General features: G+C 71.8%; 14 protein-coding genes. 4 read left to right on the top strand and 10 right to left on the bottom strand.

The window, feature by feature from the left end:
* Nucleotides 1-66: 66 nt before the first annotated feature.
* Together ACFZP7_RS01915 and ACFZP7_RS01920 are read right to left on the bottom strand one after the other, a co-directional pair.
* On the bottom strand, nt 67-1,056 hold the full coding sequence (locus ACFZP7_RS01915; protein ID WP_385633661.1) for an LD-carboxypeptidase: 990 nt from the start codon (nt 1,054-1,056) through the stop codon (nt 67-69).
* A 79-nt stretch (nt 1,057-1,135) separates the two neighbouring features.
* Nucleotides 1,136-1,693 (bottom strand): TetR family transcriptional regulator, encoded by a 558-nt coding sequence (locus ACFZP7_RS01920; protein ID WP_365940221.1) that lies wholly within the window; start codon nt 1,691-1,693, stop codon nt 1,136-1,138.
* 72 nt (nt 1,694-1,765) lie between these two features.
* On the opposite strand from ACFZP7_RS01920, the gene ACFZP7_RS01925 reads away from it, so the two are divergent.
* Nucleotides 1,766-2,923 (top strand): FAD-dependent monooxygenase, encoded by a 1,158-nt coding sequence (locus ACFZP7_RS01925; protein WP_193449671.1) that lies wholly within the window; start codon nt 1,766-1,768, stop codon nt 2,921-2,923.
* A gap of 14 nt (nt 2,924-2,937) precedes the next feature.
* Here the strand turns inward: ACFZP7_RS01925 and thrS are convergent, their stop codons facing one another.
* On the bottom strand, nt 2,938-4,185 hold the full coding sequence (gene thrS / locus ACFZP7_RS01930; RefSeq protein WP_385633662.1) for a threonine--tRNA ligase: 1,248 nt from the start codon (nt 4,183-4,185) through the stop codon (nt 2,938-2,940).
* Between the two features lie 214 nt (nt 4,186-4,399).
* Complete coding sequence (locus tag ACFZP7_RS01935) at nt 4,400-4,771, bottom strand: hypothetical protein (protein WP_385633663.1); 372 nt, start codon at nt 4,769-4,771, stop codon at nt 4,400-4,402.
* 233 nt (nt 4,772-5,004) lie between these two features.
* On the opposite strand from ACFZP7_RS01935, the gene ACFZP7_RS01940 reads away from it, so the two are divergent.
* On the top strand, nt 5,005-6,558 hold the full coding sequence (locus ACFZP7_RS01940; protein ID WP_385633664.1) for a ricin-type beta-trefoil lectin domain protein: 1,554 nt from the start codon (nt 5,005-5,007) through the stop codon (nt 6,556-6,558).
* A gap of 55 nt (nt 6,559-6,613) precedes the next feature.
* On the opposite strand, the gene aztD is transcribed toward ACFZP7_RS01940, so the two are convergent.
* The 4 genes from aztD to aztB all read right to left on the bottom strand — a co-directional run bounded on the left by aztD (nt 6,614) and on the right by aztB (nt 10,995).
* Complete coding sequence (gene aztD, locus ACFZP7_RS01945) at nt 6,614-7,810, bottom strand: zinc metallochaperone AztD (protein ID WP_385633665.1); 1,197 nt, start codon at nt 7,808-7,810, stop codon at nt 6,614-6,616.
* A gap of 92 nt (nt 7,811-7,902) precedes the next feature.
* Entirely contained in the window at nt 7,903-8,862 is a 960-nt protein-coding gene (gene aztC, locus ACFZP7_RS01950) for a zinc ABC transporter substrate-binding protein AztC (RefSeq protein WP_385633666.1), read from the bottom strand.
* Nucleotides 8,859-10,100 carry a hypothetical protein gene (locus tag ACFZP7_RS01955; protein ID WP_385633667.1) on the bottom strand — a complete coding sequence of 414 codons (1,242 nt, stop codon included), beginning with the start codon at nt 10,098-10,100 and terminating at the stop codon, nt 8,859-8,861. The genes aztC and ACFZP7_RS01955 overlap by 4 nt, the downstream gene beginning before the upstream one ends.
* Nucleotides 10,101-10,110: 10 nt before the next feature.
* Entirely contained in the window at nt 10,111-10,995 is an 885-nt protein-coding gene (aztB, locus tag ACFZP7_RS01960; protein WP_385633668.1) for a zinc ABC transporter permease AztB, read from the bottom strand.
* A gap of 14 nt (nt 10,996-11,009) precedes the next feature.
* Between aztB and aztA the strand changes: the two genes are divergently transcribed.
* Nucleotides 11,010-11,753 carry a zinc ABC transporter ATP-binding protein AztA gene (gene aztA, locus ACFZP7_RS01965; protein WP_385633669.1) on the top strand — a complete coding sequence of 248 codons (744 nt, stop codon included), beginning with the start codon at nt 11,010-11,012 and terminating at the stop codon, nt 11,751-11,753.
* 123 nt (nt 11,754-11,876) lie between these two features.
* A complete protein-coding gene (locus ACFZP7_RS01970) occupies nt 11,877-12,524 on the top strand; it encodes a dihydrofolate reductase family protein (RefSeq protein ID WP_385633670.1) in 648 nt (215 codons plus the stop codon).
* A 39-nt stretch (nt 12,525-12,563) separates the two neighbouring features.
* Here ACFZP7_RS01970 and ACFZP7_RS01975 read toward each other — a convergent pair whose 3' ends face one another.
* On the bottom strand, nt 12,564-13,730 hold the full coding sequence (locus ACFZP7_RS01975) for a pentapeptide repeat-containing protein (RefSeq protein WP_385633671.1): 1,167 nt from the start codon (nt 13,728-13,730) through the stop codon (nt 12,564-12,566).
* Between the two features lie 220 nt (nt 13,731-13,950).
* Entirely contained in the window at nt 13,951-15,564 is a 1,614-nt protein-coding gene (locus ACFZP7_RS01980; protein ID WP_385638302.1) for an amidohydrolase, read from the bottom strand.
* Nucleotides 15,565-15,592 lie beyond the last annotated feature (28 nt).

The following is a 15,592-nucleotide window of genomic DNA, read 5'->3' on the forward strand; positions in this document are numbered from 1 at the left end:
CGTTCGTGCCTGGCGCAGCGCACGACGGGTCGCAGCCCGTCGTCGCGCGTCAACGCCCTTCAGGACTCACTGTTCCGCGACCGCCGGCTCGATCAGGGACAGCGTCCGGTTGTCCGCGTCCACGTGTGCGCGGACGCCGATGGGCAGGGGGAGGTTCGGCGAGGTGTGACCGAAGTCGACCTGGGCGAGAACCGGGATGTCACGTGGGCCGAGGACGTCGAGTACCGCGTCGCGCAGATCCGCGCGTTGTTCGGCGCCGTCGTACGGCGTGACCTCGGTCGGGATGCCCACCACCATGGCGGCGATCCGGTCCAGCACACCGGACAGACGCAAGGCGTGCAGGTCGTACCAGATCCGCGAGACCGGCCGCTGCAGCTCCTCCCAGAACAGCACGGCGCCCTCGAACCGTTCGGCGGCCGGCGCGAACGGCGTCGCCTGCAGGAGGACGAGACGGTTCAGCAAGCCGCCGAACAGTGGTCCCTGCGCGCTGCCCGGCCGCCAGGTCTCCCAAGCCGCCTTCGCGGGCAGCGCGCCCGGCGCCTCCGCCTTGGTGAGCACCCGGGTGTAGAGGTCGACCAGCTCGGAGCGACGGGCCTCGTCGCCCAGCGTGTACCAGTCGTTCCCGAATCCGTGGGTGGCGATGTCGGCGTGGAAGCCGACGAGGCCGGTTCGGGCGTGCAACGCCATGTGCAGCAGCGAGATGTCGCTGTAGCCGATGATCGGCTTCGGGTCGGCGCGGATCGCGTCCAGGTCGATCAGGTCGAGGTAGCCGACGGTCGCCTGCCCGCCGGTGTGCGCGACGATGGCCCGCACCTCCGGGTCCCGGAGCAGAGCGTTGAGTTCGTCGGCCTGCTCCGCGGGAGTGCCCGACGCCCACCAGCGATGCCTCCCCGGGGCGACCATCGGGCTGACCCGCACGCGGAAGCCCATCCGCTCGAGGATCGCCACACCGCGGGCGAGCAGCGGTTCCTCACCCGGCTCGAGCCCGCCCGACGGCGCGGTGACCACCACGAGGTCGCCGGAACGCAGCGCTCGGGGCCGAAGGGTCGCAGGCATGAGGTTTCCTCCTTGTCGATCAACGGCGGCCCATTAGATCAGTTCGGTGCGCTCCCTCCCCCACGCGAGCCCGGCGCCCCTAACGCAGGGCGGCGACGACCAGACCTTCGAGGGCCTCGCGCCGCACCTCGCCACCGTTCACCAGTCGGTCGAAGATCAGTCCGTCGACACAGGTCAGCAGAGTGTGGGTGCGGTCCTCCGCGTCGGTGACGCCACGCTCGGCGAGGAACACCCGGACGGCCTCGCGGCCGGCGTTCTCGCGGGGCACGAGGATCGCCCGCAGCTCCGGGTCGCGCACGCTCTCGACGGCGCAGGCATGGCGGGCGAGCGAACGACGGCGGCCCTCACCGCTGAGTCGCTGTCGGGTGAGCCGCGCCATCGCGTCCACCAGTTCCTCGACGGTACGCAGGGGCGGGAGGTCCTGGGCCGTCGTCTGGAGTTCCTCCTGGTCGAGTCGGACCAGGCGGGACACGAGTGCGGCCAACAGCGCGGCTCGGGTGCGGAAGTAGGCGGAGGTGGTCCCGGGCGGCATGGCGGCCCGGCGGTCGACCGCGCGGTGGGTCAGACCGCGCATCCCTTCGTCGGCGAGAACGTCGAGAGCCGCGTCTGCGAGAAGGGTGCGCCGGTCCGAAGCCATAGCCCCTTTCTACACCAGTAGAGAGTCGCGCTAGAGTCACCTTCTACAGATGTAGAAGAAGGGGGTTCGCGCATGGGCAACACGGCTGTGGTGGTCGGCGGCGGCATAGGCGGACTGGCCGCCGCGATCGGTCTGCACCGCATCGGATGGGAGGTGACGGTCCTCGAGCGCGCGTCCACGCTCGCGGACGCGGGGGCCGCCATCTCCTTGGCCGCCAACGGCCTGCGGGCGCTGGACGAACTCGGCGTCGGCGAGGCGGTCCGAAAGGCATCCCGAGGCCAGTACAGCGGCGGCACCCGGACGCCCCGGGGCGCCTGGCTGACCCGGATGGACGGCTCGGCACTGGAGAAGTCGGTCGGCACGCCCATCATGGGTGTCCCCCGTTCCACCCTGCACCGACTGCTCCGCGCCTCCCTGCCCGAGCGGTCACTGGTGAGCGGCCGTGCAGTGCTCCGGGTCGAGCAGACCGGCCCCGGCACCGTCCGGGTCGACTGCGCGGACACGGTCCTCACCGCCGATCTCGTGGTGGCGGCGGACGGCGTCGGCAGCACGGTCCGCAGCCGGCTCCTCCCGGACCATCCCGGCCCGGTCTACAGCGGCTCGACGGTGCTGCGCGCCCTCACCGAGCACGCGGTCGACCTGCGTACCGACTTCGAGCTGACCTGGGGCCGCGGCGCGGAGTTCGGCCACATCGCCCTCTCGGACGGGCGGGCCGAGTGGCACGCCGTCCTCCGTCACCCCGCCTCGACACGGTTCGCCGACCCGTTGGCCGAACTCCGCCGACGGTTCCACGACTGGCACCCTCCGATCCCCGCCCTGCTCGACGCGACCAGGCCCGAAGCCGTGCTGCATCACGACGTGAACGAACTCCGCACGCCGCTGCCCTCGTACGCCGTCGGACGGATCGCACTGCTCGGCGACGCGGCCCATGCGATGACCCCCAACCTCGGACAGGGTGCCTGCCAGGCCCTGGAGGACGCGGTCACGCTGGCCGCCGCCCTCGGCACCGATCCCACGGTCGAGGCCGCGCTCGCCCGCTACGACACCGAGCGCCGGCCGCGCAGCCAGTCCGTCGCGCGGGCCGCCCGGCAGGCCGGGAGGATGGGACACCAGCTCTCCCACCCCCTGGCCGTCCCCCTGCGGAACACAGCCATGCGACTGACACCGTCCCGGATCGCCACCCGCATGATCCTGCGTCACCACGCATGGACCCCGCCCTCGCTCCCCTGACCCGGGTCGCATGCCTACGACGCCTGCTGTGGGGCCGGGTCGGCCCACAGGTCGGTGCTGTGGGCCTCGACGAGTGCGCTGATGCGGGTGAGCGCGTCACCGACCGGCATCGGGTCGAGCCGTCGTCCGTCACGCAAGCGCAGTGCGACGTGCTCGCCGGCGGCCTCCTTGGCGCCGATGACGGCCTGGTAGGGCACCAGCCGCGCCTCTCGGACACGGCCCCCGAGGCTGCCGCGGTCGGGGCCCGCGATCCGGGCCCGGAGTCCGAGACGGGCGCAGCGTCGGGCGAGGTCTTCGGCGTTCGGCAGTTCGGTGTAGGAGATCGGGAGGATGACCAGCTGAGTGGGGGCGAGCCAGGCGGGGAACGCGCCGCCGTGCTCCTCGATGAGATGGGCCACGGCTCGCTCCACGCTGCCGATGATGCTGCGGTGGACCATGACCGGGCGGTGTCTGGCGCCGTCCGCGCCGATGTAGTGCAGGTCGAACCGCTCGGGCTGGTGGAAGTCGACCTGGACGGTGGACAAGGTGGACTCCCGCCCGGCGCCGTCGGTGACCTGGACGTCGATCTTGGGGCCGTAGAAGGCGGCCTCTCCCTCAACCGCCTCGTAGGGCAGGCCGGAGCGGTCGAGGATGCCGGCCAGCAGGGAGGTGGACCGCCGCCACTTCTCCGGTGCGGCGACATACTTGCCGCCGGGGCCCGGCAGGGAGAGCCGGTAGCGGGCCGGGGTGATGCCGAGTGCCTCGTACGCCCGGCGGATCATCTCCAGTGCCGCCTCCGCCTCGTCCGCGACTTGGTCCAGGGTGCAGAAGATGTGCGCGTCGTTGAGCTGGATGGCCCGCACCCGGGTCAGTCCGCCGAGCACGCCCGAGAGTTCGGAACGGTACATGCCGCCCAGTTCGGCCATCCGCAGGGGCAGTTCACGGTAACTGTGGGAGCGGGAGCGGTAGATCACCGCGTGATGGGGGCACAGGCTGGGCCGCAGGACGACCTGCTCCCCGCCGAGGTCCATCGGGGGGAACATGTCGTCGCTGTAGTGCGCCCAGTGCCCCGAGATCTCGTACAGTTCCCGCTTGCCGAGCACCGGTGAGTACACGTGCTGGTAGCCCGCCCGCCGCTCGGCGGCACGGATGTACTCCTCAAGGGTGTGCCTCACGGCCGCTCCGTCGGGCAGCCAGTACGGCAGGCCGGCGCCGATCAGCGGGTCGGTGTCGAACAGGCCGAGTTCACGGCCGAGCCTGCGGTGGTCGTGCGCGGTGGTCATCGCGGTCTCCTCGCTCGTCGTGGGGCAAGAGACCGGGCCTGTGACGAAGCCCCGGGGCACTTGCCCCGGGGCTTCGCATCAGGTCGTCCGTCAGCGCGCCGGGACACTCTCCGGCGTCGTCGTCATGGCGGCGCGCTTCATGGCGCAGACGTTAGCAGGACACAGCTGGACCCTCACCGTCTTTTCTCGCGAGGTGGAGAAGGCCCGCGCGGGTTCAGGGGATCATCACGCAGTGGTTCTCGATGACCCGGCCACCGCGATCGAGTCCGCCGCAGACGGCCAGCCTCGGGTAGGCCCTGATCTCCTGGTTCACCACGAACCGCCACCGGGAGACGTTCGTCTTGCTCCCCCGGTAGTCGCCGACGAAGGCACGCAACGTCCCCGGCAGGCCGTCCCTCGTGGTGACGGTGATGTCCTGGACGTAGTCACGGCCCTGGTACGCGGTGGCGACGCAGATGTAGGTGCCGCAGGTGGACTTCACTTCGGCGCTCGCCGGCGCGGCGGTCACCAGCAGCAAGCCGCAGGCGGCAGCCAGGGCGGCCGGCATCGTGAAGCCCCTCGGACGTGCCCTCAGCACCTTGGTCATACGCTCCCCCTGTTCGCGCGCACTGCGTCACCGCTCGATTCCATACTGTGCTCGACCCTTCTCGGAGCACGCAAGGCAGACACCCGTTCGACGCCACGTCCGGCCGTGAAGCACCGGAATGCGACGGCCCGTTCGTCACTCGGCGTGAAAGTTGAACAGTTGTCTTGTTCCAAGGGTTCCCCCGGGGCTTACCGGCCAGTAAAACCCTCGGTAACCCATCACCGGGAGGTACAGTGAAGAGCACTCGGCACAGACACCGCTGGCTGACGGCGACCGCCGCCGCAGTGGCCGTGATCGGTGGAACCGTCACCGCCGGCGGCACCGCGCAAGCCGCCCCACCCGGTCCCGCCGCGAGCGTCTCCTCCGTACCGCTCTCCCCCGAGCTGGAGGCCATCCGTGCCGCCGAGGCCACGGAGATCTACGGGAGCCCGGCCGAGCGACCCTTCGACGACCGCAGGACCAGCCTGGTCTCCCTCGGCGACAGCGAGATCTCCGGCGAGGGAATCGGGACCTACGAACCGGGCACCAACGGTCCCGACAACTGGTGTCACCGCTCGCCGGAGGCAGCGATCCACCGCACCGGCATCCCCGCCGACCTCACCTTCGACGTCTCGTGCTCCGGCGCGTACACCGGGAACATCCGCGTCGGCGGCTCCCCGCAGTACGCCGACGAACTCGTGCAGAGCGACAACCTCGCGATCAAGGCCCGCAACACCCGCGTCAAAATGGTGCTGCTGGTCGCCGGGGCCAATGACGACCTCCAGTTCGGCCCCGTCATGACCGACTGCGTCACGCGCTACCTGCTCAGCCAGGGCCCCTGCGAACCCAAGTACGCCCCGGGCTGGCAGGCCCGGGTCGACGCTCTAGTGCCCAAGGTCGAGCAGACCGTACGGGACCTGAAGAGCGTGATGCGGGACGCCGGTTACGCGGACGGGGACTACCGGCTCGTCCTCATGGGCTACCCCAGCCCCATCGGCCCCGACTTCCGCGACAACCCGAACTTCGCCGGCAAGCTGGCCTGCGGTGGTCTGGGCTACGACTCCGACACCGTCTGGGGCCGGAACACCGCGGTCCCCGCCTTCGAACGCGGCATGCGCAGGGCCGCCGCCGCGACCGGCGCGGTCTACCTCGACAACTCGCGGCTCTTCCACGGCCACGAGGTCTGCATGGAAGACACCTGGGCCAGGGGTGCCTACATCGACCTGTCCAAGCCCGGCCTCCCCGACGAGAACTCCCTGCGCCAGTCCTTCCACCCCAACGCGCGCGGCCACGCCGCCTTCGCCTCCTGCCTGACGCAGCTGTACGACTCCGGGTCCCAGGAGGCGAGTTGCGCGGACGTCGACTCCTCCGGCAAGCCGGTTCTCTTCCCCCACGCCTGGGACACGGTCTACCGGCCGCTGGTGAACCGGGCGGCGGGCACCTGCCTGGACGCCGCCGCGGCGGCGAGCGCCGACGGAACCCGTGTGCTCGGCTGGGAATGCCACGGCGGCCGCAACCAAGGCTGGTGGTACGACCGGACACGCGGCACCCTCCACACCGAACTGACCCAGGACCGCTGCCTGGACGTCCCCGACACGAGGTACCCGGCCGGCACGCCCCTGGTCCTGTGGAACTGCCACGGCGGGACACACCAGAAGTTCCTCCGGAACGGGGAGACGCTACGGCCGGCGGCCGCGCCGCAACTCTGTCTCACCGTGGCCGGACGGGGCGAACCGTTGCGGATCCAGCAGTGCGACGGTTCGGCGAACCAGCGATTCGCCGAGGGACCCGTCCGGGCGAGCACCTGACCCGCGGGGCCACCGACCGGCAGGCCGGATCGCCCGGCCTGCCGCCGCGGCCCGGTCAGTGACCCGCCACCGTCCCGGACAGTTCGTTGGTGCCCTGGGGCAGCGTGACGGACGTCAGCCTCTCGCCCGAGTCCAGGTCGAAGGCGTGCAGTCGGCGCTTGCCCGGCTCGGAGACGTACGCCGTGTGGTCACGGACGAAGAGGGTGGGCCTGGGCTGCTGCCAGTCCAGGGGCTCGGTCCAGTCGCCGACCGCGTCGATCCTCTTCTCCACCTTGCCCGTCTCCGGGTCGATGACGTGGAGGACGCCGTTGGTGCCGAGGACGAGGGCCTCGCCGTGCGGGCCGCGGGCGAGCGAGCGGAAGGAGTAGCTGGTGCCGAGGTCGACCAGCTTCATCTTCGCCGTGCGGGTGTCGATCAGCGATATGCGGGTGGGCCGTTCCAGTTCCGCCTCGGGATCGGTCTTGTAGTCGCCCAGGAGGACCGGGGAGACGTCGCTGCCCGCCTGGTTGCCGGTGCGGGCGTAGTCGTCGGGGGCGTCGACCTTGGTGAACTCGCCGTCCTTGTAGAGGAGTACGCCGTCCTCGCAGCCGAGTCCGACCACCTCGTCCTTGGCGGCGGCCTCTCCGTGCACGCCGGGGCAGTTCTCGGCGCGGGCGATCTCCTTGTTGTCCTTGTCCAGGACGAGGGCCCCGGTGCGCTTCTCCTCGGTGCCCAGGGTGGTGACGAGTTCGCCGTCGGTCAGCTCGATGGCGACACCGTGGTGGGGCTCGGCGGACGTGTAGGTGCGGGTTCGCGGTTCGGCGCCGTCGCCGAGTTCGGCCGGGTCGAAGACGTTGACCTCGCCCGTGCCGTCGGTGAACAGGGTGGTCCTGCCGCCGTGCCGGACGACGTGACCGGGCTTGGCGCCCTTGAACTCGGTGTCCGTGAAGGTCTGCCGGGCGGCGTCGAAGACGCGGAAGCCCTCGTCGGTGGAGATGACCACGTGGTCGTCGTCGCCCGCCGGGTTGACCCGGTTGAACCCGGGCAGCTCGATCGTCTTCGCCGGCTTCAGGGTCTCGCCGTCGAGGACGTACAGTCCCCCGTCGAACGTGGCGACCAGCGGGTTGTCGACCGGGGCGGGCTCGCTGGTCTTCGCCTTCTTCGGCTCGGCGTCGGAGGAGGCGTCGCCGCCGCCGCAGGCGGTCAGCGCCATCGAGGCCGCCAGGACCAGGGCCGTGCCCGTGAGCGTTCTGGCGCGCGTCGGCTTGTTCATCGCGTATGTTTCCTCTCCGGCCCCCAGGGGGCTCGGTTCTCGGGTGGAGGCGGCCGGCGTTCGGCATGCCCGGCCGCCGGGGTGGGGTTCGTTCAGTCGCCGGTGAGGCCCTCGGCCATGGCCGAGGTGTTGGCGCGCATCATTTCCAGGTAGGTACCGGCGCCCTTGCCCTTCTCGGTCAGCGATTCGGAGTACAGCGGGACCACGTCCACGTCACCGCCCATCTCCTGGCGCAGGACCTCCGCGAGCCGGGTGGGCCGGGAGGAGTCCGCGAAGACGGTGCGCACCTCGGCCTTCTCCATGGCCTGGGTGAGGGAGCGAAGGTCGGAGGAGCTGGGCGAGGCGAGTGTGGTGCCGCTGGGGACGACCGCGCCGATCACCCGGAAACCGAAGCGGTCGGCCAGGTACCCGAAGACGTGGTGGTTGGTCACCAGGGCGCGCCGGTCCTCCGGGATGGCCGCGAAGGACTTCTCCATCCAGGTGGTGAGGTCGGCGAGTCGTCCGTCGTAGCGTTCGGCGTTGTCCCGGACGGCCTTCTCGTTCACCCCGTCGACGTGTTCCACGACCTGGTCGCTCATCAGGGCGGCCACCTTGCGCACCCGGTCGGGGTCGGTCCAGAAGTGCGGGTCCGGCTCGCCGGCCTCGTCGTCGGGGCCGCCCTCCTCTCCGGCGTGGAAGGTCAGGGGGTCGGCCGCCTCGCCGGCCGCGAAGGTGGCGACACCCGAGGCGCGGGCCGCCTCCACGTGCCGCAGTACGTTCTCCTCCAGGCCCAGGCCGTTGTAGACGACCAGGTCCGCGTTCTCCAACTCGGCGGCCTGCACGGCCGACAGACCGAAGGAGTGCGGATCGGCGTCGGGCTTCATCAGGACGCTGACGTCCGCCTCGTCCCCGACGATCTCCCGGGTGATGTCACCGAGGATGTTGGTGGTCACCACGACCCGGGGCCGCTCGTCGCCGCCCGCGCAGCCGGTCGCCGTACCGGCGACGACGAAGAAGGTGACCAGGGACAGCAGCAGGGCGCGCACCCGCGCCGCCCGCGCACGCGCGCTCATCGGCCCGTCTCCACCATCAGGGACGGCCGGACGTCGAGGTCGAAGGTGCGGGCGACCCGGAGGTCGTCGTTGTAGTCGATCTCGTGGACGCGTCGGCCGGCGGGGTCGTTGACGTAGGCCCGGCTCCGGTCGACCTCGATCACGGGCGCGGGGGCTTCGCCGGTGGCGGCCTCGGAGGCGTTCTTCAGCAGGGGCCGAGTGACCGCGGTCTCCTTGCCTGTGGCCGTGTCGTAGCCGTGGAGGGCTCCGTCCGTCTCCAGGACGAGCAGCGGCGCGCCCTCGCCCGCGGTGTTCGCGGCGACCACGGGCCCGGTCTCCACCCGGGTCCAGGTGCGCTCGGTGACGTCCAGGACCCAGACGGCGTCCTCGCCCGCGGGCGCGGTGAGCGTGGTGCTGCCCGGGCGGAGCCGGAACTCCGTGGCCCGCTCGGTCTTCGGCACCCCCTCGCCGTACGGGATCTCCTCGGCGCTGAAGGCTCCGTCGTCCTCGTGGACGAGCAGGGCGCCGTCGGCACAGCCGAGGACGATGCCGCGCCGGGTGACCGCGTCGCCCTTCGGGTCCGCGCACTCCGGCTCCAGGGACGCGACGCGCTTGCCCGAGCGGTCGAGGACGTTCACCTTCGCGGGGCCGTCGCCGTCTTCGGTGAGCGCGACGAGATGTTCCGCGTACGGGACCACGGGTGCGGCGTAGGTGCCGGGAAGCCCGACGGGTGTGCCCGTGAAGCCCTTCTCCAGGTCGGCGCGGGCGTGGACGCGGGCCTTTCCGTCCGCGCCCGTCACCGCGGTCACGCCGGCGTCGCTCCGCACGTTCGTGCCGGTGCCGCCGGGGAGTTCGCCCACCTCCTGGATCTTCGCGCGGTAGTAGTGCACGTGGTCCCCGTGGTCGACCATCCACGCGCCGCTGTCGAGGACGTGGGTGCCGTCGCTCCCGTGGAAGTAGCCGAAACGGCCGTCCGTGGTCAGTGCGGTGACTCCGGCTCTGGGTGCCGTCGTGTGCGCCTTGCCGGTGATCAGGTCCAGTACCCGGGTCTCGCCGGTGGCGCTGTCGCCCAGCAGGAGCCGGGACTGCTGCTCGGCCGCCTCGGTGGCGCCTTCGACGTAGCCGTGGGGGGTGGCCGAGGAAGAGGCCGATTTCGAGGGGGGTTCGGGGTCGTCGCCCTGGCCCGCGCATCCCGCGGTCAGCAGGACCGCGGTCAGGAGTGCCGGTGCGAGGGATATGGCGTTTCTTCGGACGAACAAGGAGACCGCCTCAGATGTCGTTCGGTCGGGTCGTGGGGGTGTGCACGGGGCCAGCGGCGGATCGGGAGAGGTGGGTGCGGCGTCGGTGCCGGATCGCCGACGCCAGGTGGGACAGGAAGAAGAGGCTGACCGCGAGGGCGGACACGGTCGCGCCGGCCGCGGTGCTCAGATGCCAGGACAGGAGGAGACCGCCGAAGGTGCTGGTCGCCCCGAGGAGCACGGCAAGGGCCATGACGCCGCTCACGCCGCGCGCCCACGGCAGAGCCGCCGCCGGCGGGGCGATGAGCAGGCCGAGGACGAGCAGCGTGCCCACGATGTGGAAGGTGGCCACGATGGCCAGGGCCAGCAGGCCGAGCAGCACGGCGTGCGCGACACGGGGGCGCAGGCCGAGCGTCTCGGCCTTGCGGTCGTCGAACGCGAGCGCCAGGAGGGCCCGGTGACCGAGCACCGAGACGACCAGCGCCAGCAGCAGCGCCACCGCGAGCAGGAGAAGGTCGCTCTCGCGTACGGCGAGGACGTCGCCGAAGAGGAACCCGGTGAGGTCCACGGCGAAGGACTGCGACCGCGAGACGATGATGACGCCGAGCGACAGCATGCCGACGAACAGCAGGCCGATTCCGGTGTCCTGGGACAGTCTCGGCGTGCGGCCCAGGGCGGTGACGCCGGCCGTCATGACCGCCGCGCTCACCACCGCCCCCACCAGCGGATTGCCCCCCAGCAGTGCGGCGATCGCGACGCCCGGCAGCAGTCCGTGGGACATGGCGTCACCGAGGAAGGCCATCCCCCTCAGCACCACCCACGTCCCCGCGAGGGCGCAGATCGCCGACACCAGGACTCCGGCCCACAGGGCACGCTGCACAAAGGCCACCTCGAAAGGGGCCGTCAACCACTCCATGCGACGACACTACAATGACAATCATGTTCAATAAACATCGCCCGGGGCCCCGGGACACCGAGACCGACCATCAGCGCGTACGCGTCACCGATCTGGAAGCGGGCTATCCGGGCAGGCCCGTCCTGCGCCAACTCAGCGTCGGGATACCGACGTTGACCATGACGGCACTGGTCGGTCCGAACGGCAGCGGGAAGTCCACGCTGCTCGGCGTTCTCGCCGGCGTGATCGTCCCCACATCCGGACGGCTCCAGTACGCGAAGGGACGCCCTCCGGCCTTCGTCCCGCAGCGCGGCGCCGTCGGTGACACGCTCCCCCTCACCGCGCGCCAGACGGTGGAGATGGGCCGCTGGGGCGAGCGCGGGCTGTGGCGGCGCCTGAATCGGCAGGATCGGGCGGTCGTGGACTCCGCCATGGAACGACTGGGCGTCGCCGGACTCGCCGCCCGCCAGCTCGGCGAGCTGTCCGGCGGGCAGCGTCAACGCGTACTGATCGCCCAGGGCTTGGCCCAGCAGTCCGACCTGCTGCTCCTGGACGAGCCGACCACCGGGCTCGACCCCGAGGCCCGGGAGCGGATCACAGCGCTGCTGACGGAACTCGTCGCCGACGGCACCACCGTCGTGCAGGCCACGCACGATCTGGAGTCCGCCCGCTCCGCCGACGCCTGCCTGCTCCTCGGCGACGGACGGCTGGTCGGGCACGGCCGGCCGGAGGACGTGCTCACCCCGACGCTCCTGTCGGAGATCTGGCAGCCTGCGTGAATCGCCGGCACCCGGCGGGTCCGGGGGCTCGGGTCACCGTCACGCCTGCCGGACGGCGTGGCGATGAGTTCTCGCGGCCCGCGGAGTCTCACCTCACCGTCGTCGACCACACAGGAGGAGCACATGGCTCAGCTGCTGAGAGTGCAGAACTTCAACGTCTCGAGTGACGGGATCGGTGCCGGTGAGAGTCAGAGCCTGGAGAGGCCGTTCGGCCACGCGGTCGACCCGGCGGAGCTGTTCGGCTGGGCCGGTGCCACGGCGAGCTGGCCCATGCGCACCGAGCCCGGGGGGAGCCGGGGCCTCGACGACTGCTTCACGCGGGACTACACCCGCAACATCGGCGCCGAGATCATGGGACGGAACAAGTTCGGGCCCCAGCGCGGGCCCTGGAACGACCACGAGTGGCGCGGCTGGTGGGGTGACGAGCCCCCGTTCCGCACCCCGGTGTTCGTCCTGACCCACCACGAGCGTCCGTCGTTCACGCTCTCCGACACCACCTTCCACTTCGTCGACGCCGACCCGGCCACGGTCCTGGAGCGGGCGCGCCAGGCGGCGCGGGGCAAGGACGTCCGGCTCGGCGGCGGGGTCAGCACCGTGAGGGAGTTCCTGGACGCCGACCTCGTCGACACTATGCATGTGGTGGTCTCGCCGGTGAAGCTCGGGACGGGGCTGCGGCTCTGGGACTCCCCCGACGAGCTGCGCGACCGGTTCCACCTGGAGGTGGTGCCCAGCCCGAGCGGCGTGACGCACCATCTGTTCTGGCGCAGGTGAGCGGACCGCGGGGCCGGTCGCGGCCGGACGCCGGGCGTGTCAGACCGAGCGCAAGGGTGGGACGTCCCTCGCGATCGCGGCGGCGTGGAGCAGGATGCTGGGCTCGTCACCGGGGTCCTCGGCCATGACGACGCCGGCCGCCCGGCTGTCGAAGCCCGTCGGCCAGATGGTGACGTCGCTGGCCAGCGCGCCCTCCAGTTTCGCCCGTGTCAGGTCGGCACGGGCGAGGTCGGTTCCTCGGAGGTCGGCCAGTCTGAGGTCCGCACCGGTGAACCGGGCGCCATGGCCCCGCGCCTTGCGCAGATTGGCCTCCCGCAGGTCGGCCCCGGTGAAGTCGGCCTCGCTGAGGTCGGCCCGGACCAGGCGAGCGCCGCGCAGGTCGGCTTCGACGCAGCGGCTCCGGTGGAGTATCGACGTCCCCAGCTCCACGTGCCGCAGGTTGGCCTGGATCAGTGACGCCCGGGTCAGGTTGACCTGGTAGACGCTCGCCGCCTCCAGGCAGGCGCCGTCGAAGTTGACGTGGTGCAGCCACAGTCCGTCGCAGTCGGCCCGACGCAGGTCGGTGTAGCTGACGTTGAGCCAGTCGGGTCGGCGTTCCCGGCACAGGACTCCGAGGCCGGTGAGGGCCACCTGGGCGTCCGGGGCACGGGTCTCCAGCGGAGGCACGGAGTTGACGGACGTCTCCGCCGACGGGGAGTCCCCGTCCCGCGGCGGCCAGGGCAGGTGGGTCCGGAGATAGGCGGCCTTGATCGAGATGACCGACTCGCGGTCGTGCGCCGAATGGTCCGCGTGCCGCCACAGCGCGTAGAGGCCACCGATCCGCACATCTGTCGCCTCGCTGCCGAGCTGGTCGACCGCTCGGCTGAAGCGGTCGGTGAGGTATCCCTCCTGGGTCGCTCTGAGCCCTTCCTGATTGACCCTCAACTGCCGCCAGGTGGCGTACGCGCCGAAGAGGAGCACCGCGCCACCGATCGCCTGGACGAGCGTGGTGCGGACGTTGTTCACCGCGGCGAGCCGTTCGGCGGCCGATATCCTGCCCCCGCCGAGATCGCGCTCGACCACGAGGCCCGGCAGCACCACGATCACCACGCCCAGCGTGGCGAGCACGGCCAGCACCGCCGCCGCAGCCGGCAGAGCGGACGCGGCCCGACTCCGCACAGAGCCGGCCGCCGTACGGCGTCCGTGAGTGGATCTCCCCGTGTCCATGCGCACATGATCGCAGGGTGGGCAGCGGCGTGACACGGTTCCGGGCGTCCCGTAACACCGGCTGATCCGCCGGGGAACCGCACCGGACGGTGGGCGGTTCCCCGGCCGCGGGGAGCGGTGATCAGTGCCCCGGTACTGCCCCGGGGCCGGTCACCTGGGCGGTGATGGCGTCGCACCCTTCCTTCCGTGGTCGCGGGCCCGGACCGGGAACGTCTCCGGCTCAGGTCCGGTGCACGACCGCGCCCCCGGTCATCGTCAGCGTGACGGGCGCCGCGGCCACTTCGTCGGCGGGCGCGGTGACGGGGTCCACGGCGAACGCCGTGAGGTCGGCGCGGTAGCCGGGGGCGATCCGTCCCGCCACGTCCTGCTCCCCCACCGAACGCGCGGAGTGCGAGGTGTAACCCTCCAGGGCCATCAGGCCGGTGAGCGCCTGCCCTGCGGCGACCGGCTCGGTCTCCGGGTGTCCCGGCAGCCGGCGCAGCCGGGCGGTGGCGAGTACCTCACGCGGGTCGTAGTGGGCGATGGGCCAGTCCGAACCGAGGACCAGGACCGCGCCCGCGTCCCGCAGATCGCGGCAGCGCCAGGCCCGGTCGGCGCGCTCCTTGCCGACCCTCGTGGACCATGCGTCGCGGTGGTCGGCGCGGGTGTAGGCGAGGTGGGTGGGCTGCATGGAGGCGGCCACCCCGAGCCGGGCGAAGCGGGGTATCTGGCTGTCGGGCACCGTCTCGATGTGCTCGATCCGGTGCAGGGCGCGCTGCGCGGGGTCGTCGAGGAGTTCCACGGTGTCCAGGACGTGGCGTACGGCCGCGTCGCCGATGGCGTGGGTGACCGTACGCACTCCGGAGCGGGCCAGTCGGTGCACGGCCCGGGTGTACGCGGCGGGATCGGGCCAGAACGCCTCCGTGCCCTGACCGTGGCAGTCGGGGTGCTCCAGCCAGGCCGTGCCGCCCTCGACGGTGCCGTCCATGAAGAACTTCACGCCGCCGATCCGCCAGCGCCGCCCACGCGCGCGCTGCAGCGCGACGAGGTGGTCCAGGCCCTCCGTGTCCGTGCCGGGCATGCACCAGGGGGCGATCCGCAGGCGCACCGGCAGCTCGCCGCTCTCCTCGATGTCGGCCAGCAGGTCGAGGACGCCGGGGTCCTGGAGGTCCATGACGTGGGCGCCGGTGAGTCCGGTCGCGGCCATGTCGCGCAGCAGGCCGAGGAGCCGTTCGCGGCACACGGCCGCGTTCTCGCGCGGCAGGACGGCATCCATCAGGGCCATGGCGGCGAACTCGACGAGGTGCCCGGTGGGCCGCCCGTCCGGGTCGCAGACGACGTGGGCCCGCTGGGCGAAGACGCGCGGCCCGTCGATGCCCGCGGCGGCCAGGGCGGGACCGCTGGCCAGGGCGGAGTGTCCGTCGTAGAGGCGGATGAAGGCGGGGACGCCGGCCAGGGCCGCGTCGATCAGGTCGTGGTGGACGGGCCGGCCGCCGAAGGCGTTGTGGTCGAGTCCGTGGGCCAGCACCCAGTCGCCGGGGCCCGCTGCCCGGGCCGCGTCGGCCAGCGCGGTCCGCAGTGCGTCGAGGTCCCGGCAGGCGGAGAGGTCGAGTCCGGTGGCCATCTCCATGCCCAGGTACGGATGGCTGTGGCCGTCGACCAGGCCGGGCGTGAGGGTGGCGCCGGCCAGGTCCACGACGTCGGTGTGCGCGCCGCGCCAGTCCCGTACGTCGCCGTCGTCCCCGACGGCGACGATGTGTCCGTCCTTGACCGCGACGGCGCTCGCCGACGTCCGGTCGGGGTCGAGGGTGCGCACGCGAGCGTTGGCCAGGATCGTGTCGGCGACGGCGGACAGGGGCTGGGCGGGGTGTGACACGGAGGGT

The organism is Streptomyces sp. SudanB5_2050 (genome assembly GCF_964272335.1).
Taxonomy (GTDB): Bacteria; Actinomycetota; Actinomycetes; order Streptomycetales; family Streptomycetaceae; genus Streptomyces; species Streptomyces rochei.

Coding starts and splice junctions, on each gene's coding strand:
- aztC (WP_385633666.1), bottom strand. CDS start 8,862: ATGAGCGCGCGTGCGCGGGCGGCGCGGGTGCGCGCCCTGCTGCTGTCC.
- ACFZP7_RS01920 (WP_365940221.1), bottom strand. CDS start 1,693: ATGGCTTCGGACCGGCGCACCCTTCTCGCAGACGCGGCTCTCGACGTT.
- ACFZP7_RS01925 (WP_193449671.1), top strand. CDS start 1,766: ATGGGCAACACGGCTGTGGTGGTCGGCGGCGGCATAGGCGGACTGGCC.
- ACFZP7_RS01935 (WP_385633663.1), bottom strand. CDS start 4,771: ATGACCAAGGTGCTGAGGGCACGTCCGAGGGGCTTCACGATGCCGGCC.
- ACFZP7_RS01915 (WP_385633661.1), bottom strand. CDS start 1,056: ATGCCTGCGACCCTTCGGCCCCGAGCGCTGCGTTCCGGCGACCTCGTG.
- aztA (WP_385633669.1), top strand. CDS start 11,010: ATGACAATCATGTTCAATAAACATCGCCCGGGGCCCCGGGACACCGAG.
- ACFZP7_RS01970 (WP_385633670.1), top strand. CDS start 11,877: ATGGCTCAGCTGCTGAGAGTGCAGAACTTCAACGTCTCGAGTGACGGG.
- aztD (WP_385633665.1), bottom strand. CDS start 7,810: ATGAACAAGCCGACGCGCGCCAGAACGCTCACGGGCACGGCCCTGGTC.
- thrS (WP_385633662.1), bottom strand. CDS start 4,185: ATGACCACCGCGCACGACCACCGCAGGCTCGGCCGTGAACTCGGCCTG.
- ACFZP7_RS01975 (WP_385633671.1), bottom strand. CDS start 13,730: ATGGACACGGGGAGATCCACTCACGGACGCCGTACGGCGGCCGGCTCT.
- aztB (WP_385633668.1), bottom strand. CDS start 10,995: ATGGAGTGGTTGACGGCCCCTTTCGAGGTGGCCTTTGTGCAGCGTGCC.